A 16667-nucleotide genomic window follows, 5' to 3' on the forward strand; every position below is an offset into this window, starting at 1 on the left:
TTTTCGCCCATTGTCCTCCTCCATTTGCCATGTCTACCGTTAGCTTACTTGCGGCCCAATCCTACGAACTGCCTGAACTGCGCCAATCCCTAAAGACGTTGCTGGAACCATTGGGGGGCATGGCGGCTTTTGTGAAGCCTGGCGATCGCGTTTTGCTAAAACCGAATATGCTCACCGGAGCGCGACCGACCAAAGAATGCATTACCCGTAAGGAAGTGGTTTATTGCGTCGCCCAGATGGTTTTAGAAGCAGGCGGCAAACCCTTTATTGGTGACAGTCCGGCTTTTGGGTCAGCCCAGGGGGTCGCGAAAAATAACGGCTATTTACCCTTGCTCGAAGAGTTGGGGATTCCCCTGGTGGAATTCCACGGCAAACGGTACCGCACGGCAGGGGACAACTACCAAAATTTGCGCCTTTCTAAAGAAGCCATGGAGGCGGATGTGGTGATTAATCTGCCCAAAGTAAAATCCCATGTGCAACTCACCCTGACTTTGGGCGTGAAAAATTTGTTTGGCTGTGTGCCTGGGAAAATGAAAGCTTGGTGGCACATGGAAGCAGGAAAGGATCCTGAACAGTTTGCGACAATGCTCATCGAAACGGCCCAGGCGATCGCCCCAGATCTGACGATTCTTGATGGGATTATTGGCCACGAAGGCAATGGCCCAAGCGGTGGCGAACCGAAGCAATTAGGCGTATTAGGGGCTTCTACGGACGTTTTTGTTCTAGATCGGGCGATGGTAGATATTTTAGGCGTTGAACCGGAATTAGTGCCGACGGTGGCGAAATCCATGGAACTAGGACTCTGTAGTGATCTGACAAACATTCACTTTCCCCTAGCGACGCCGCAACAGTTGGCGATCGCCGATTGGAAACTCCCCGAAGCCCTGATGCCCATCGACTTTGCCCTACCCCGCATTCTCAAGTCTACTTTTCGACACTTCTACATTCGCTTTATCAAAGAACCCATGGCTTCCTATAGCGGCAAGTAGGTTGAGTTTGGCCCTGTCTAGTTGCAAAATTTAGTCTGGGCCAGCACAAATTATCTAACCTAGAATTCCTTCTCGGACAATTGCGGCTTTCGGTTTTCTGTAAACTAAGCGGGTGAGGGGAATCGAACCCCTATCATCAGCTTGGAAGGCTGAGGTTTTACCACTAAACTACACCCGCAAGCGGTTTAGACACTCACACAAATCTAGCATCTTTAAGTCACTTTGACCAGAAAAATCATAAATTTTTTCTCTTCTCCCCCAAGGGATTGTTACCGGAAAAACTGTGGTTTAGTCGCGGTACGAGATTCTAGGTATTGGGTCATTAATAGGCTGAGGAAAGAAATCCCCGTCAAAATCGCCACAAATATGGCCGCAAGGGTCTGATCGCCCGTTTGCACCGCTTCATAAATGGCCATGGGCATCGTTTGGGTTAACCCAGGGATATTGCCAGCTACCATCAGGGTTGCGCCAAATTCACCGAGGGCCCGGGTAAAACTCAGCAAAATTCCCACTAAAACGCCACGGTTCGCTAGCGGCAGCCACACCCGCCAAAAAATTTGCCATTCCGATTGCCCTAGGGTCGCCGCCGCCTCCAAATAAATAGGATTGACACTTTGTAGGGCTGCTTTGGTGGTTTTAAACATAAGTGGCAGAGCCATGACCGTCGCCGCGATGGTGGCCCCTTGCCAGGAAAAAATTAGGCGAATTTGAAACCATTGATCTAACCAGAATCCCAGTAAACCCTGTTGACTCAAGAGTTGTAGTAAATAGAAGCCAACGACGGTGGGCGGCATCACCAACGGTAAAGTGGCGATCGCCTCTAGCCAAAATTTCCCCCAGAACTGATAGCGCACGACGCCATAGGCCAACCCTCCCCCAAAAAACGTCGATAAAATTGTGGCGAATCCGGCCACCTTGAGGGAAATCCACAGGGCAGGCAACACAACGGCGATCGCCTCAGGCGAGAACATCAAACCCCAGACCTCAAAACGCGCTTAAAGTTCAAAAAACAGCGGAGAATCCCAGAAAAAATCTCGATTTGCCGGAAAATTGTCAATTCAATCACGTTTTTTCCAAGCCAATTTATCGATACTAAAATAGAGTTAACCCCCGAAACAAGTCAGCATTTGTTTGGCGATCGCCCCAAAATCCCCTACACCAAATTTTCCCATCATCGCTCCGCACACCCATCATTTTTATCAAGGGATCATCTCAATGCACTCTTCTCCTAGTAATCGTCATCATCTTCATTATTCCGGCCTTTTTCGCAACCGACGCTTTGATTTATTCCAATCCCTACGATTTTGGCTCAATGCCATCGAATTCACGACTCCCGAAGCCGCCCACCTCGTCTGCCGCTTGATTCCCGCCCAATGTCCCTTTGCCCGCGATGTGAGCCTTTTAGGGCGCGTTTTATTTAGTATTCCGCCCTTGTGCAAACTCAACCCCCTCTATAACGAACTGGTCGCACTCCGCTTCCGAGCCCTCACCTTCCTCGCTGAAACCGGTGAAGACATCAATATGTACTGCCAATAAGAAACACAGCCCTATGGCAGATCCCACAACCTGAGATACACTAGGTCAAGAATCAATTACCCTTTGGTTTTCCTGAATTTGACCCCTGCTGAGTACAAGACCCTATGCCCAGACAAGCAGACGAATACGCTATTTTTTTCCTGATCGAAGGTGGTCACCGTGAGGAAGTTCGCTTTAGCGACATCAAAGAATTTCAAAAATGGTACAGCAGTGTTCTAATTCCCAAGGCTGAGGCCGACGACTTTATCAATGTGCCGATTAAGAATATGCAGGGAGAATTTATGGTTGTTCGCCCTTCTAGCATCAAGGCCATTCGGGTAGAACCTGTATTTCTCGGTAGTATTGAGCGTTTCTAAAATATTTCGTTCTTGGAATTATTTGAACTTCATCGGATCACATTGTCCAGTGATTTATCTGATACCGTACAGCTCAGAATCGGCCCAGTTTCCTTTGAAAAGCACTGAGGGTCGTGACACAAATATTAATCTGAAAGTACGAATTTGACTTTTGATGGGGGTAGAGAGACTTGAACTCTCACGACATTTTACTGTCAACGGATTTTAAGTCCGCAGCGTCTACCATTCCGCCACACCCCCGTTTGGGCACTCTTACAAGTAAATCATAGTTTTTAGGTTTCGACAAGCATTCACCTCTGGCGATCGCCCCAGAAAAGCAATTTAGTCACCGTTTCGAGTGGGAGCATGATATGCTTGTTAAATTGTGGAATTTTCTGGAATCCTTGATGGTCTTTAGGAAAAAGATTGTCAAATTTTGGAATGTTTACAGCCCGTGGGACGTCAAGTTTCGACCTCCCTCCCGTGGGTAAAAATCTCAAAAAGAGCCGTAGTAAGCGGTTTGGGGTCTTTATTTCTACACTCATTTTTTACTTGTAAGGAGAAAGAAAACCTTATGGCTCGTTATCGTGGAGCACGTCTACGCATCACCCGTAGACTCGGAGAACTACCGGGTTTAACCCGTAAAAGCGCCCGTCGGGAATATCCCCCGGGACAGCATGGCCAGGGTCGCCGCAAGCGTTCTGAATATGCAATTCGTTTGGAAGAGAAACAAAAGCTACGCTTCAACTATGGTGTATCTGAAAAGCAGCTCATTCGTTATGTGCGTAAAGCGCGACGGACGACTGGTTCTACGGGACAGACCATTCTGCAATTGTTAGAAATGCGCTTGGATAATACTGTCTTCCGTCTTGGGATGGCTGGTACCATTCCTGGGGCGCGCCAGTTGGTAAACCATGGTCACATCTTGGTTAATGGCCGGGTTGTGGATATTCCGAGTTACCAATGTCGTCCTGGAGATGTGATCACCGTGCGTGACCGCGATCGCTCTCGGAAATTAGTCGAAGCGAACATGGAATTTCCTGGTTTAGCGAATATTCCCAGCCACTTGGAATTTGATAAGCCCACTCTAACCGGTAAGGTTAACGGCATCATCGAACGGGAATGGGTTGCACTCCAAATTAACGAGCTACTCGTTGTGGAATACTACTCTCGGATGGCCTAAATATTATTTGGCAATTTTTGCAAAGTTCATTATTTGGGAGAGGGGCAATTATGCCCCTTTTTTTGTGGGGGAGAGTGGCTAGAATGAGGGAAATGTCAGAGGCGATCGCCTTTTTCTTTGTATTGCTATGGTTCAGTCTGTTCCGATCCTCAAACAAATTCAGGTCGCCCTTGCCGCAAAGGACTATGGCCGGATGCGCCAACTGCTGCTGCAATGGCAAAAGGTAGAGCCAAAAAATCCTTGGTTCCGTTTGTATGTGGCCCGGTGGTGTGAAGAAACGGAACAATGGCAGAAGGCCGAAAAGGGTTATCGACGGTTACTCAAAGGCGTTTCTGTGCCCAAGGTAGTCACCCAAGCACGGCAAGGTTTGGCACGACTTGAAGCAAGGGAATTAGCTCTGACCCAGACGGCGATCGCCAAGGAAAAGGCCGCCCCCGGCGGAGATGTCTATGGTCTGATGGTGTTAGAACCGATTAGCCCCAAACAAAAGAAAACAGCCGCCCAATATTTCGCGACGGTATTACGCACCGATGCCTACTCGGCGGGATTACAGCTGCCCCTGAAATCTTGGCGCTTATTCCGCACAGGTGCCTTGGGAGAACTCCGTTTTTTAAAGAAAGCCCTCACCCAGGGCAATATTCCCAGTTTTTGTCTCTCTTTGGCCCAGTTACAAAATATTCCGGTGATCCAAGTCCAGACCATTGAACAACTCGATCCCCATTTGCTGCTCCGGGGCCTTGATGAAACCCAACAGGCCGTTGAATATACAGTGCCTTGGTCGGAGATTTCCCAATGGGTAACGGGCATGTTGCCCATTTTTGAAGAATCTCTCGAAAAAGACGGTCGCGGCAAATCTTATTACAAAACAAAAATCCTTGATTATGCTCAATTCTGCGATTTACATTGGGGCGATCGCCAAGTGATTTTCCGGCTGAATGACCAGCATTACCAATTCCAGCAGGGATTATCTTTTCTCGAAGCAACCCAAAATCCCATTGAACATCTCAGTAACCGCCACAACTGGAATCAGATGCAACACCGTCTTACTGAGCACCTGAGCCATAGTCGAAAATGGTCAGACTTTAAGAGTTTCGCAAATAATGCCCGTGACTTTCCGGAACTGCTGCGTAAAATCCAACCCCAAGTGAATCTATTCCGCCAGGAAACTCACCAAGATACCTATTGGGATCCGGCCTGGCACCTCTACAGCACAATTATTTTCGCCCATGGTGCCGAAACCCATTCTGAGGCGATCGCCCAAAAGAACTAACGATTGATTTTGTTAACTTAAATAACCCTAAAAAGTCGGCACCGTATCAGTGCGCATATTGGGGTTGCTGCCAGAACTGGAGTTGGGGTTAGTTGCATTGGGATTCGGCAGCGCCTCCACCGTCCCAGCACAATAATCAGACGCGGGCCAAGCGGCAATGCGAGTATTATTATTGCGGAAATTTACGAGGAAAGACCGGTATCGCTCCAGACTAGACCGATCTTTGGGACTAATGCGCTTCATGGTGTCGAGGACTTGGATCGCCCGGGGCCAGTTTTGCCCGCAGAGGGCTTCTCGCATCTGAACATTGAGAAAGCCATTTTTCATATTGGCCTGGGCGATCGCCTTTGACCCCGGTAGGAGCATTCCCGCCAAGGCACAGGCCCAAACAAAACCCTTTATCTTCATCGGATGTTTCCTCACAGCGATGTTCACGCCCATATTTTACTGGAGAAAACCTTTAGACTTTGGTGAAAGGTTAATTGATTACCTAGGTGGGAATCGCCTCCCCAGGCCGGAGCCGCGCCCATTTTCCTTTTTCTTGGGAAAAACTCGCACAACCCACCACATCCCATTCCATCTCGATCATCTCCCCCTCGGAGCGGATATTGACGTTGATCGTCGGTTCGATGGGCGAAAAATCAGGCTGGTCGGTCAGGTGGGGTTGTTGGTGCTGGGTTTCAACGACATGGTAGGTTTCGCAGCGGTCAACATATTCACAGTCCACGCAAATGCACATGGGGCGCACCTCCAGGGGTTACGGAACTTTGTTTTAGTATAGCGAGATCCCCAGAGGCGATCGCCTCAAAGAAGAATCCCCAATGCCGCACACACCAGGGATTTATTACTTTTTGGCAATAATTAGATTTAATGATCTTTTAGGGTTGCCAAGACTTGCTCCGAAACCTTATCCGGTACCTCCTGGAGGTGGTCATATTGCCAATCAAAAAAGCCGACCCCAAAGGTGAGCGATCGCAGTTCGATGATTAAATTGTGCATTTCGGCGAGGGGGAAATAACCCGTGATGTGGTCCCAACCGCGCCAATCGGTCAAACTTTCGTAGCCGAGAATTTGACCCCGTTTACTGCTGATGAGCTGCAAGGCATTGGAGGTAAATTCATTGGGAATATAGATATTGATCAGCAAAATAGGCTCTAGCAACTGAGGATCACAGAGGGGCATCCCTTCAGTCATGGCAATGCGTGCCGCTTGTTTAAAAGCCTGCTCAGAACTGTCTACGGCATGATACGAACCGTTGGTGAGGGTCACATCCACATCCACCACCGGGAAGCCCAAAGGCCCTTGATTTAAGTATTCCCGCACTCCCATTTCGACCCCAGGAATGTACTGTCTGGGGACAACGCCACCGACGATGGTTTCGTGGAACTGAAAACCCGTGCCCCGATTGAGGGGTTTAATTTCGAGGTACACATCCCCAAAGGCCCCATGGCCCCCGGTTTGGTGTTTGTAACGACCATGGGAGCTACCACCGTGGCGGATTGTTTCTTTGTAGGGCACCCGTGGTAAATGGGTCGTCATCGGTAGATTGTATTTGCGGCGGAGACGTTCGAGGGCCACCTGGAGATGGATATCCCCTTGGCCCCAAAGGATGACTTCGTGGGTGTCACCATGTTGTTCCCAGGCCAGGGATGGATCTTCATCGACTAGTTTGTTGAGGGCATTACTCAGCTTGACTTCATCTTTGCGATTTTCTGGGGCGATCGCCAAAGCATAAACCGGTTGCATCACCGTGGCTGTCCGGAGCGGTTTAAGGGGTTTATCACCACTACTGAGGGTTTCGCCGACCTTGATATCCTCCAGGCGAGCCAGGGCAACAATTTCTCCGGTAATCGCCCTTTGGATCGGCTTTTGCTGGTGTCCCATCAGTTGGTAAATTCCCGCTGGTCGCAGGCCATTGAGGAGCATCCCTTCCTGGAGTTCCCCTTGCCAAACCCGCACTAGGGATAGTTTTCCACCCTGGGGCGTATAGAAGTTCTTTAAAACCTGCACAACGGTTTCCTGGGGGGAAGCTTTGAGTTCCCGACGGGCGGTGGTATCCACAGGGGCCGGGGCCTCCTGTACCAAAATATCGAGGAGTGGTCGGACACCATAATCTTCGCTGGCAATCCCAAACACCACGGGCACAATTTGATCCGCGCTGAGTTCCTTGCGGAGATCCTGGAGAATTTCTTCTGAAGAAGGGGCTACTTCTTCCAGGAGCATTGCTAAAAGTTCATCATCAAAGTCGGCCAGGGTTTCTAGCATTTCTTCCCTGGTGATCTTTTCTTCAATGTGTAGTTCCTCCGGGAAAGGGACCGGATCTGCTGGACAGTCGGGATGGTAGTGATAGGCTTGTTCTGAAACTAAGTCGATGTAGCCCAGGAGGGTTTGCTGATCCTTGCGGATGGGGTACTGTTGGGGCACCAAGGGACGGTTCGAGGCTTCCTGGAGAGCAGCGAGGACATCGAGGAAGTTATTCTTGGCCCGGTCCATTTTGTTGATAAAAACGATGTGGGGAATATTCCAATCGTCGAGGAATTTAAACAGGGGCGACAGGGTGAGAATTCTTTCGGTTTCTGGCTCACAAACAATCACAGCGGTGCCGACGCCCACAAGGGCATTGTAAGTTTCCTGGAGAAATTCAATGGAGCCGGGACAATCGAGAAAGGTCAGTTCAATATCTTGATATTTTGTGCTGGCGATGGACAGTTCGACGCTCATGTTATGGTCACGGGCCTCGGGGCTACTGTCGCCAACGGTATTTTTGTCTTCGATGCGGCCTTTGCGAGTAGTGGCTTGGGTGAGAAAAAGTAGGCTTTCGAGGAGGGTGGTTTTACCCGCAGAATAGGGGCCAATGATCGCGATGTTACGGATATTTTCGGTCGTTCTGGTCATGATTTTCTCGTCTCGTGATTGAAGCAGGGGGCGCAATGGGGCAATATTTGCGGGGAAGTAGGAGATGATCCGCTGAAAAACGCTGGAACTTATGGGAAAAGCTAATCTTCTTGGGTAAGAGGGACAAGATACGCCCTAGTGGTAAGCCTAACGCCGTTTGGCAGCCTGCCGCGTAAAACTGATATGTCTCGTAAGGTATTTTGCGTTTAAGTTTAAGTTGGATAAATATCTGTAAATCTGTGCTGAATTTGTTTACGCTTCGCAATGTTTTGATCGCGCTGATCTTGGTGGGTTGGCCGAGGGGAGGGGCGATCGCCCAAGACGTTCCCCAGACTTCAGTGCCGCAAGCATGGCCGAGCATTACCCCAACAACTCCGGCAGCCAAAGCTAAGCTCAGTGAGGGATTAGCCCTCATCCAACGGGGAAATTTAGACGGGGCGATCGCGCAATTTCAACAGGCGATCGCCCTTGATCCGCTCCTGTGGCAGGCCCATTACAATCTGGGTTTAGCCCTGGGGCAACGGGGTGATTTACCAGGCGCAGCCCAGGCTTTTAGCGAAACCATTGCCCTTCAGCCTAATTTTGCGGTGGCCTATGGCAATTTAGGGGGAGTGCTCATTGATAGTCAAAATTGGCCCCAGGCAGAAACCTATCTGCGGCGGGCTTTAACTTTAGATCCCAATTTGGCGATCGCCCATTACAACCTCGGCTTAATTCAGCGTCACCGGGGCAACCGGGACGCCGCAATCCAAGCGTGGCAAAGGGCCCGTGAACTGGCTCCCAATTTTCCTGACGCTACCATCCAACTGGCGGAGCTGTACCTCGCCGGCGATCGCCCCGAAGCAGCCCAACCCTTGATCCAAGATCTCTTGCAAAATCAGCCGAACCTCGCCGCTGTGCATTATCTCCAGGGACGTTTACTCACCCAGCGGGGGGATTTTTCGGAAGCCCTCGCCGCTTTTCGGGCCAGTAGCGAGCGGGACCCAACCTACGCCAATGCCTACTTTGCAGCGGCCCAACTTCTGATCAGAAATAACCAACGTGCCGCCGCGATGCCCCTGTTGGACTATGCCCATTCCCTCTACGGCCAGCAGCAACAGACTCCCTGGCTAGAAGCAGTTCAAGCTCTCCGGCAACAATTCCAAAATCCGCAGTAGGGTCAGAAATAGGCGATCGCCTTTTCCCAAAAAATCCATTAGTGAATGGCTTTTGTTTGTAGGGTCATAATGGTTTGAATCCCTTTTTCTGCAACATCGAGAATTTGATTCAGTTGGGCGCGGTTATAACTGCCTGCCTCGGCGGTGCCCTGCACTTCGATGAGATTTAACGCCTGGCCGCCGATCATCACCACATTGAAATCCACATCCGCCGCCACATCTTCGAGGTAATTCAAATCGAGGTAAGCTTGCCCGGCGATGAGACCCACGGAAATGGCCGCCACTGGGGCAATAATCGGCGATTTCCCTAGGATGCCTGCCTTGACTAAACGCTCACAGGCGATCGCCAAGCCCACATAACCCCCTGTGATTGCCGTGGTCCGTGTTCCCCCATCGGCCTGGAGCACATCCGCATCGATGGTGATTGTCCGCTCCCCCAAGGCCTTGAGATCCATTGCCGCCCGTAAACTGCGGCCGATCAGCCGTTGAATTTCCTGGGTGCGCCCCGACAATTTCATAAACTCACGCCTTTGTCGTTCTGGGGTTGCGCCGGGCATCATCCGATATTCTGCGGTGAGCCAGCCTTGGCCACTATCCCGTAAAAATGGCGGCACCCCTTCCGCCACGGAAACCGTGCACAAAACCTTGGTATCGCCACAGCTTGTTAAAACAGAAGCCTGGGCAAATTTTGTGAAATCTAGCTCAAACTTAAAGGGACGCAGTTGATCGAAGAACCGATTATCCGGACGCTGCCAAACCATAGCTTACTCAAAACACAAACACAGCCCATCATACCGGAACCTTTCCCAAAGGCCACGTAGAGCAAAAAATGAGAAAGTCCCACAAACATGATGTTTGCAGGACTTCCTAAAAAATGGGTCGTCAGAGATTCGAACTCTGGGCCAATCGGTTAAAAGCCGAGTGCTCTACCGCTGAGCTAACGACCCGTTGTGCTTTTCAACACAGTTATACAATGTAGCACCGAATTTTTGAAAGCGCAAGGTTTTGCGTTAACTTTTTTCTGAGAAATGTCGCCAACCGAGTCAATGGGCCACCCACATCTTGTCAAGCAGGGGGGTTCTCTCTAGAATAAGGGGCATTATCGGCGCAACTTTTGCCCCCAGAGGAAGTGATTCTGGTTACTAAACCAAATGCTTCTGTCATAAATTTTTTTACACATTTGTTTTAACGTTCTTCGTCTATCCCAAAGGATTGATTCGGTTACCATGGCCCCTGCTCCCGGCATTCTCAAAGAAAGCGATCGCCAAACAGTCCGTAAGCCTTACCCAAACTTTAAGGTGATTGTCCTCAACGATGATTTCAACACCTTTGAGCATGTTGCCCATTGTTTAATGACCTACATCCCGAATATGACGGCGGATCAAGCTTGGAATTTAACCAATCAAGTGCATTTCGACGGTCAGGCCATTGTCTGGGTCGGCCCCCAGGAACCAGCGGAACTTTATCACCAACAATTGCGACGGGAAGGTTTGACCATGGCTCCCCTTGAGGCGGCATAGATGGCATCAGAGGAAAAAGGAAGACTCGTTTGGAATCATTCGACCCACATTGAGGGGCTGATCCCAGTGCTCGAAAAATTAGTTAACTGTGAGGGGATTCGCACGATCACCCCAGGAGCTCTCAGTCGAACCAGAGGCAATATTCCCCGGTTGAAACTGCGGGTGTCTGTGCCATTGCAAGGGGGCTTTAAGGTCATTGCCCGCAAGGGAAAATCGGTCCAGGAGGTTTTTATCATTACTGACCTCGCCCAGGAACAACTCCAAGCGGCGATCGCCACGGTACTCTAGGAAGTCTAGGGCGAACTTTTCATATCCCCTCGTAGAACGCGATGAAAAAAGTGCATCTCATTTTTAATCCGGTATCCGGTGCGGGCCATGCCCCCCAGGAACTGGAACAAATTCGAGCCAAGCTCCTCGATCAGGTTGAGCTTGAGGTTCAATTTACCTCCCCCGAAGAAAGTGCGACGGCCTTGGCAGAAACGGCGATCGCCCAGGGGGCTGATCTGATTATTGCTTCTGGGGGCGATGGGACTGTTTCAGCGGTGGCGACAGTTTTGATGCACAGTAATATTCCCCTAGCCGTTATTCCCCGGGGGACAGCCAATGCCTTCGCGGCGGCCTTAGATATTCCCACAGCTATCGACCAAGCCTGTGATGTGATTTTGCAGGGACAGCCCCAACAGATCGACTGCGCCACCTGCAATGGTCAACCGATGATTCTTTTGGCTGGGATTGGCCTAGAGGCGGCGACCATTGGCGAAACTGACCGGGATAGTAAGCAACGGTTTGGTTTCTTTGCCTATTTGTCCACGGCGGTACAACAACTGCAAAAGCTGCAACCCTTCCAGGCGACCCTCGATTTTGGCGATCGCCAACAGACCTTTGATGACGTGCTCGCGATCACCGTAGCGAACTTGGCCCCCAGCACTTCAATTTTGGCCCAGGGAACAGGCGGGGCCTCGGGTCAAGATGCCCTACTCGATGTCACCGTTCTCACTATGGCTGACGAGGGAGAGCTTTTTGGTTTACTCAGTGCGTCCTACGAATTGTTCCAGGCAGCTCTCCAAGACAATCCCGCTGATCATCCCCATATCCAATCTTGGCGCACCGCCGAGTTAACAGTAACCACCATGTCGCCCCAGGCTCTACTCTTAGACGGAGAATTGCTAGAGGAAATAACCACGGCCCAGTTTGCGGCGGTACCCCGGAGCCTCTGGGTGCAACTTCCCCCTAAAGCGGCAACCCCCCCTGAAGAATCACCGTAATCCCTGCAATCAGTAAACTCAGGCCGATTAACCCCAAACTCCCCAAAATAACCACAATCCGGGCGCGGGGTTGGTGGGTAATCACCCAAGGGATAAAGATTTTGTGCTGGCGATCACGCCGGATCAGCTTGCCATAAATGTAAACCGGATCCCCCGCCACCCAAATGTATTCCCGCAAAACTAGCCCCCGACGATTTCCCAGGGGGCCTCTGGGGTTAATGTGATTCGCTTCTAAAAAGGCGATCGCCTGGGGATCTTTGAGGGGCATGAAAATGTTTTGCTGCACTTGGTAATGGCATTTGCCGAGGCCCACGTAGTTATCCAGTTCCTGCTGGGGAGACGACAGCACAACCCGACTTTTTCCGATGGCGATCGCCGTGCCAGAGCGTTGCTGACGGGGGAGCACTTCTAGGATTTGTTGTTGATCGGCGACAAAAAAAGTGCTTTTAGAAGTTTGATCGATGAGGCGTATTGATTGTTTTCCTCGCGTTTCTATCACCATTAATTGCCATCTTAGACAGGTCGTTTTTGTTAAGGGAGAAAGAATACTTTTGCCAACGCTATATTGTCCCTGAAAATAAATTTTCTCACCAGGGCGAATTTGTCCCAGGGGAGGCTTATGGTAGCTCAGTAAAGGACGTAGTTGCTGACCAATAGTTGCTTTAAGGAGCATTCCCCCAAAGAGAATGAACCAAAAACCGATAAACCAGGCAAAAAAGTAAGACATCATTAAAAGAGGCTTCTTTTACTTTTCAAATCGCCTAAAAAACCGCCATTGTTTGAGTTAAATGATTATGTGAAAATGCCATCAAAAGCAATTTTAAAAATACTTATAAATTCATTTGGGAGACAAAAAAATTAGTTCTTTAAATTAGATTATTTTGTTTTTTACACTACTCAAGAATATGTTTTTTGATGAAATCAAGCACCGCCTCTAAGCCAGTTTGGGTTTTGAGATTGGTGAAAATAAAGGGCTTATCCCCCCGCATTTTTTTTGCATCGCGATCCATCACGTCTAGGTCAGCGCCCACCGCTGGGGCTAAATCGATTTTGTTAATCACCAACAGATCCGATTTGGTGATACCAGGGCCACCTTTACGGGGAATTTTGTCACCTGCGGCCACGTCAATCACGTAAATCGTTACATCCACGAGTTCTGGGCTAAAGGTCGCCGCCAGGTTATCGCCCCCACTTTCAACGAACATCAGGGTCAAGGGCTGGAATTTTTCTTCGAGTTCGGCGATCGCCGCCAAATTGAGGGACGCATCTTCGCGGATCGCCGTGTGGGGACAGCCCCCTGTTTCAACTCCCATAATGCGTTCTGGGGGAAGTGCGCCGGAGCGGGTTAAAAACTGGGCGTCTTCTTTGGTGTAAATGTCATTGGTGACGACGGCGATCGCATATTGGTCGCGTAGGGCCTTACATAGGGCATCCAAAAGGGCTGTTTTCCCTGACCCCACTGGCCCCGCAATGCCCACTCGCAATGCACTCATTTTTGATTCACTCCAAAATCACCACAAAATCATCATAGTGAGACCGATTCGCTTTTGTCGTAAATGTTGTTGAATTTCACAAAGTCCAGGGGGATTTGGGGCAGAAACAGTAGAATGGGGGACGGATTTTCATGGAAGGGGAATATTTCGGTGGTAAGCGCGGCAATGGATAACGTTGTTTTACGGCAGGTGCGGGTTCTGGATCCCGTGGCCAACTTGGATCATCGCCAAGATGTCTGGTTTAAGGATGGTCAGCTCCAGGCGATCGCCCCCCAATTGTCAGATCTCCCCGCCGCAGTAGAATCCATCGAAGCCACAGATCTAATCCTGGCGCCCGGTTTAGTGGATCTTTATAGCCACAGTAGCGAACCTGGGTACGAATCCCGCGAAACATTAAAGCAACTCGCCCAAGGTGCCCTCGCGGGGGGGTTTACCCAAGTGGGCATTTTGCCGAATACCCAGCCTCCCCTCGATAATCTTGGCCAACTGCAAAGCTTTCAACAACTCCTCCAGCAATTACCCGGCCCCAAACCAAATTTTTTACCCTGGGCTGCCCTGACGAAAAAATGCCAAGGGGAAAGCCTCACGGAATTAGGAGAACTCGCAGCCGCAAACATTGCCGGATTTAGCGACGGCCAAGCGTTAAACAATTGGCTTCTGCTACGGCGTACCCTCGAATATTTACGCCCCCATCACCGACCCATCGCCCTCTACCCGCAAAATTTAGCCCTCCATAACGGGGGCACGGCCCGCTACGGCAAAGCGAGTTTAGCTTATGGTCTGGTGGAAGAATTAGTCTCAGTAGAAACCACGGCGATCGCCTCGATCTGTGAACTGGTGGCCGAACTGAAAACCCCTGTCCATCTCATGCGCATCTCCACCGCCCGGGGGGTCGCCTTAATTGCGGAAGCCAAACAACGGGGATTGCCAATTACTGCCAGTGTTTCTTGGATGCACCTCCTCTGGAATACGAAGGCCCTCAGCACCTATGACCCGAATCTCCGCCTAGATCCGCCCCTTGGTAATCCCGAAGATCAACAGGCTTTAATCGAGGGGGTGAAAACTGGTGTCATTGAGGCGATCGCCATTGACCACCAACCCTATCTCTACGAAGAAAAAACCGTCAGCTTTGCCGAAGCCCCTCCCGGCGTGATGGGTTTAGAAATTGCCCTGCCAATCCTCTGGCAAAATTTTGTTGTTTCCCAAGAATGGCAACCCCTCCAACTTTGGCAAGCCCTCAGTACCAATCCCCAGAAATGCTTAGGTCAGGAAATAAAGGCGATTACCCCCGAAAATTGCCAATCCCTAATCCTCTTTGACCCCAGCAAAACCTGGCAGGTTAACCACGAAAATCTCCACTGTCCCCAAACCAATACTCCCTGGTGGCAAAAAACGCTCACGGGCAAAGTGATCAATACATTTTTAGGTTAAAACCCGCCCTCAAAAAGGGGTTGATCTGGGTCAACCCCTGTCATGGTTATTCAAGTTAAAAAGAAATCAAGCTTTAGTACTTATAGCTTTCCGTTTTGAAAGGCCCTGCCACAGGCACATGGATGTAATCCGCTTGGATTTGGGTGAGTTGGGTGATCACGCCGCCAAAACCTTGCACCATGTAGCGAGCCACTTCTTCATCGAGATGCTTCGGTAACACCTCAACCGTAATCTTGCGTTCACTGGGATCTTGGTTAGCAAACTGGCGCTCGAACAAAAACATTTGCGCGAGAACTTGGTTAGCAAACGAACCATCCATAATCCGGGAGGGGTGCCCCGTCGCATTCCCCAGGTTAACCAAACGACCTTCCGCCAAGAGAATCAAAAAGTCCTGGGGGTCATCACTACGATAAACCTTATGGACTTGGGGCTTGATTTCTTCCCACTGCCAGTTTTTCCGCATGTAAGCAGTGTCAATCTCATTATCAAAGTGACCAATGTTGCAAACCACTGCACTGGGCTTTAGGGCAGCGAGCATGTTGGCATCGCAAACATTAAAATTACCCGTGGCCGTCACCAAGAGATCCGTATTTGCTAAGAGATCTTTATTGATGCTCTCCGGCCCATTGTTGATGCCGTTAATGAAGGGTGAGACCACTTCAAATCCATCCATACAAGCCTGCATCGCGCAGATGGGGTCGACTTCAGTGACCTTGACGATCATGCCTTCCTGACGGAGGGACGCGGCGGAACCTTTGCCCACATCGCCATACCCAATCACCAGGGCTTTTTTCCCGGCGAGGAGGTGGTCAGTGGCGCGTTTAATCGCATCGTTTAAACTGTGGCGACAACCGTATTTGTTGTCGTTTTTCGCCTTGGTAACGGAGTCATTAACGTTAATGGCGGGGATTTTTAGTTCGCCCTTTTCGAGCATTTCGTAGAGACGGTGGACGCCAGTGGTGGTCTCTTCGGTGACGCCATGGATGCGGGAGAGCATTTCGGGATAGGTAGTGTGGATGTAGCCTGTCAGATCACCACCATCGTCGAGGATCATATTGGCATCCCAAAGTTCGCCGTCAGGGGTGCGACAGGTCTGCTCAATGCACCACATGTATTCTTCTTCGGTTTCCCCTTTCCACGCAAAGACGGGTACGCCGGCTTCGGCGATCGCCGCTGCGGCATGGTCTTGGGTAGAGAAAATATTACAGGATGACCAACGCACTTCGGCCCCTAGTTCGACCAGGGTTTCAATCAGCACCGCCGTCTGAATGGTCATGTGGATACAGCCAATAATCTTTGCCCCAGCTAAGGGCTTGCTTGCACTGTATTTTTTCCGGATGGTCATGAGGGCGGGCATTTCGCCTTCGGCGATCGCAATTTCCTTGCGGCCCCAGCTTGCCAAATTAATATCGGCGACCTTGTAGTCACGGGTGAGGGTTGAAGTGCTCATAGTTTTGCTGTTGAGTTTAATGTCCAGAGAAAAGTGATTAAAAATATATTGTGGCTGATCTAGAAATATATCGATCCGGTAATCATGCCACTCGCTCGCATGGCTCAGATAGAATTTTCCCTTAGGATCAGCAGTGTTTAAAG

The 16667-nt window shown here is 50.2% G+C and carries 18 protein-coding genes and 3 tRNA genes; 10 read left to right on the plus strand and 11 right to left on the minus strand.

All coding sequences use genetic code 11. From position 1 onward, the window contains the following. The first annotated feature begins 29 nt into the window (after positions 1-29). Entirely contained in the window at positions 30-989 is a 960-nt protein-coding gene (locus tag AACR41_RS10765) for a DUF362 domain-containing protein (protein WP_030006659.1), read from the plus strand. A gap of 107 nt (positions 990-1096) precedes the next feature. Here AACR41_RS10765 and AACR41_RS10770 read toward each other — a convergent pair. Beyond that, positions 1097-1167: transfer RNA gene (locus AACR41_RS10770), tRNA-Gly, on the minus strand. A 91-nt stretch (positions 1168-1258) separates the two neighbouring features. Next, a complete protein-coding gene (gene modB / locus AACR41_RS10775; protein ID WP_030006660.1) occupies positions 1259-1960 on the minus strand; it encodes a molybdate ABC transporter permease subunit in 702 nt (233 codons plus the stop codon). 244 nt (positions 1961-2204) lie between these two features. Here modB and AACR41_RS10780 point away from each other — a divergent pair, with 244 nt between their 5' ends. Together AACR41_RS10780 and AACR41_RS10785 are read left to right on the plus strand one after the other, a co-directional pair. Then, positions 2205-2525 carry a Mo-dependent nitrogenase C-terminal domain-containing protein gene (locus tag AACR41_RS10780; protein WP_045441732.1) on the plus strand — a complete coding sequence of 107 codons (321 nt, stop codon included), beginning with the start codon at positions 2205-2207 and terminating at the stop codon, positions 2523-2525. Positions 2526-2629: 104 nt separating this feature from the next. Then, on the plus strand, positions 2630-2881 hold the full coding sequence (locus tag AACR41_RS10785; protein ID WP_012307691.1) for a hypothetical protein: 252 nt from the start codon (positions 2630-2632) through the stop codon (positions 2879-2881). Positions 2882-3036: 155 nt separating this feature from the next. Here AACR41_RS10785 and AACR41_RS10790 read toward each other — a convergent pair. Then, positions 3037-3121: transfer RNA gene (locus AACR41_RS10790), tRNA-Leu, on the minus strand. A gap of 313 nt (positions 3122-3434) precedes the next feature. On the opposite strand from AACR41_RS10790, the gene rpsD reads away from it, so the two are divergent. Together rpsD and AACR41_RS10800 are read left to right on the plus strand one after the other, a co-directional pair. Further along, positions 3435-4043 carry a 30S ribosomal protein S4 gene (gene rpsD / locus AACR41_RS10795; RefSeq protein WP_030006662.1) on the plus strand — a complete coding sequence of 203 codons (609 nt, stop codon included), beginning with the start codon at positions 3435-3437 and terminating at the stop codon, positions 4041-4043. Between the two features lie 127 nt (positions 4044-4170). Then, positions 4171-5313, plus strand: a complete 1143-nt coding sequence (locus AACR41_RS10800; RefSeq protein ID WP_030006663.1) for a hypothetical protein — start codon at positions 4171-4173, stop codon at positions 5311-5313. 27 nt (positions 5314-5340) lie between these two features. Here AACR41_RS10800 and AACR41_RS10805 read toward each other — a convergent pair whose 3' ends face one another. The 3 genes from AACR41_RS10805 to AACR41_RS10815 form a co-directional block, all read right to left on the minus strand. Continuing rightward, positions 5341-5721 carry a hypothetical protein gene (locus AACR41_RS10805; RefSeq protein ID WP_030006664.1) on the minus strand — a complete coding sequence of 127 codons (381 nt, stop codon included), beginning with the start codon at positions 5719-5721 and terminating at the stop codon, positions 5341-5343. An 82-nt stretch (positions 5722-5803) separates the two neighbouring features. Continuing rightward, on the minus strand, positions 5804-6052 hold the full coding sequence (locus AACR41_RS10810) for a Ycf34 family protein (protein ID WP_030006665.1): 249 nt from the start codon (positions 6050-6052) through the stop codon (positions 5804-5806). Between the two features lie 128 nt (positions 6053-6180). Beyond that, a complete protein-coding gene (locus tag AACR41_RS10815) occupies positions 6181-8208 on the minus strand; it encodes an elongation factor G (RefSeq protein WP_030006666.1) in 2028 nt (675 codons plus the stop codon). A 239-nt stretch (positions 8209-8447) separates the two neighbouring features. Here AACR41_RS10815 and AACR41_RS10820 point away from each other — a divergent pair, with 239 nt between their 5' ends. Then, positions 8448-9365: a tetratricopeptide repeat protein gene (locus AACR41_RS10820; protein ID WP_223209893.1), complete on the plus strand. Its 918-nt coding sequence runs from the start codon at positions 8448-8450 to the stop codon at positions 9363-9365. A 38-nt stretch (positions 9366-9403) separates the two neighbouring features. On the opposite strand, the gene rph is transcribed toward AACR41_RS10820, so the two are convergent. After that, a complete protein-coding gene (gene rph / locus AACR41_RS10825; protein WP_030006668.1) occupies positions 9404-10126 on the minus strand; it encodes a ribonuclease PH in 723 nt (240 codons plus the stop codon). 114 nt (positions 10127-10240) lie between these two features. Next, positions 10241-10312: transfer RNA gene (locus AACR41_RS10830), tRNA-Lys, on the minus strand. Positions 10313-10591: 279 nt separating this feature from the next. Here AACR41_RS10830 and clpS point away from each other — a divergent pair. Genes clpS through AACR41_RS10845 form a run of 3 tightly spaced genes read left to right on the plus strand, consistent with a single transcriptional unit; the run spans position 10592 to position 12150 of the window. After that, the gene (gene clpS / locus AACR41_RS10835) at positions 10592-10885 is read left to right on the plus strand and encodes an ATP-dependent Clp protease adapter ClpS (RefSeq protein ID WP_012307683.1); all 294 of its coding nucleotides are present in this window, start codon (positions 10592-10594) and stop codon (positions 10883-10885) included. Then, positions 10886-11173, plus strand: a complete 288-nt coding sequence (locus tag AACR41_RS10840; RefSeq protein WP_012307682.1) for a DUF2103 domain-containing protein — start codon at positions 10886-10888, stop codon at positions 11171-11173. Positions 11174-11214: 41 nt separating this feature from the next. After that, on the plus strand, positions 11215-12150 hold the full coding sequence (locus AACR41_RS10845; RefSeq protein ID WP_030006669.1) for a YegS/Rv2252/BmrU family lipid kinase: 936 nt from the start codon (positions 11215-11217) through the stop codon (positions 12148-12150). Here the strand turns inward: AACR41_RS10845 and AACR41_RS10850 are convergent. Together AACR41_RS10850 and ureG are read right to left on the minus strand one after the other, a co-directional pair. Further along, the gene (locus AACR41_RS10850; RefSeq protein WP_030006670.1) at positions 12116-12877 is read right to left on the minus strand and encodes a hypothetical protein; all 762 of its coding nucleotides are present in this window, start codon (positions 12875-12877) and stop codon (positions 12116-12118) included. The genes AACR41_RS10845 and AACR41_RS10850 overlap by 35 nt on opposite strands. Before the next feature lie 166 nt (positions 12878-13043). Beyond that, positions 13044-13643 carry an urease accessory protein UreG gene (ureG, locus tag AACR41_RS10855; protein WP_012307679.1) on the minus strand — a complete coding sequence of 200 codons (600 nt, stop codon included), beginning with the start codon at positions 13641-13643 and terminating at the stop codon, positions 13044-13046. 165 nt (positions 13644-13808) lie between these two features. Between ureG and AACR41_RS10860 the strand changes: the two genes are divergently transcribed. Next, the gene (locus AACR41_RS10860) at positions 13809-15074 is read left to right on the plus strand and encodes a dihydroorotase (RefSeq protein ID WP_030006671.1); all 1266 of its coding nucleotides are present in this window, start codon (positions 13809-13811) and stop codon (positions 15072-15074) included. 73 nt (positions 15075-15147) lie between these two features. Here the strand turns inward: AACR41_RS10860 and ahcY are convergent, their stop codons facing one another. Then, positions 15148-16524 (minus strand): adenosylhomocysteinase, encoded by a 1377-nt coding sequence (ahcY, locus tag AACR41_RS10865; protein WP_030006672.1) that lies wholly within the window; start codon positions 16522-16524, stop codon positions 15148-15150. Between the last annotated feature and the right edge of the window lie 143 nt (positions 16525-16667).

It is taken from the genome of Picosynechococcus sp. NKBG042902, from assembly GCF_963864045.1.
Classification (GTDB): Bacteria; Cyanobacteriota; Cyanobacteriia; order Cyanobacteriales; family MRBY01; genus MRBY01.

Coding starts and splice junctions, on each gene's coding strand:
- AACR41_RS10765 (WP_030006659.1), top strand. CDS start 30: ATGTCTACCGTTAGCTTACTTGCGGCCCAATCCTACGAACTGCCTGAA.
- modB (WP_030006660.1), bottom strand. CDS start 1,960: ATGTTCTCGCCTGAGGCGATCGCCGTTGTGTTGCCTGCCCTGTGGATT.
- AACR41_RS10780 (WP_045441732.1), top strand. CDS start 2,205: ATGCACTCTTCTCCTAGTAATCGTCATCATCTTCATTATTCCGGCCTT.
- AACR41_RS10785 (WP_012307691.1), top strand. CDS start 2,630: ATGCCCAGACAAGCAGACGAATACGCTATTTTTTTCCTGATCGAAGGT.
- rpsD (WP_030006662.1), top strand. CDS start 3,435: ATGGCTCGTTATCGTGGAGCACGTCTACGCATCACCCGTAGACTCGGA.
- AACR41_RS10800 (WP_030006663.1), top strand. CDS start 4,171: ATGGTTCAGTCTGTTCCGATCCTCAAACAAATTCAGGTCGCCCTTGCC.
- AACR41_RS10805 (WP_030006664.1), bottom strand. CDS start 5,721: ATGAAGATAAAGGGTTTTGTTTGGGCCTGTGCCTTGGCGGGAATGCTC.
- AACR41_RS10810 (WP_030006665.1), bottom strand. CDS start 6,052: ATGTGCATTTGCGTGGACTGTGAATATGTTGACCGCTGCGAAACCTAC.
- AACR41_RS10815 (WP_030006666.1), bottom strand. CDS start 8,208: ATGACCAGAACGACCGAAAATATCCGTAACATCGCGATCATTGGCCCC.
- rph (WP_030006668.1), bottom strand. CDS start 10,126: ATGGTTTGGCAGCGTCCGGATAATCGGTTCTTCGATCAACTGCGTCCC.
- clpS (WP_012307683.1), top strand. CDS start 10,592: ATGGCCCCTGCTCCCGGCATTCTCAAAGAAAGCGATCGCCAAACAGTC.
- AACR41_RS10840 (WP_012307682.1), top strand. CDS start 10,886: ATGGCATCAGAGGAAAAAGGAAGACTCGTTTGGAATCATTCGACCCAC.
- AACR41_RS10845 (WP_030006669.1), top strand. CDS start 11,215: ATGAAAAAAGTGCATCTCATTTTTAATCCGGTATCCGGTGCGGGCCAT.
- AACR41_RS10850 (WP_030006670.1), bottom strand. CDS start 12,877: ATGTCTTACTTTTTTGCCTGGTTTATCGGTTTTTGGTTCATTCTCTTT.
- ureG (WP_012307679.1), bottom strand. CDS start 13,643: ATGAGTGCATTGCGAGTGGGCATTGCGGGGCCAGTGGGGTCAGGGAAA.
- AACR41_RS10860 (WP_030006671.1), top strand. CDS start 13,809: ATGGATAACGTTGTTTTACGGCAGGTGCGGGTTCTGGATCCCGTGGCC.
- ahcY (WP_030006672.1), bottom strand. CDS start 16,524: ATGAGCACTTCAACCCTCACCCGTGACTACAAGGTCGCCGATATTAAT.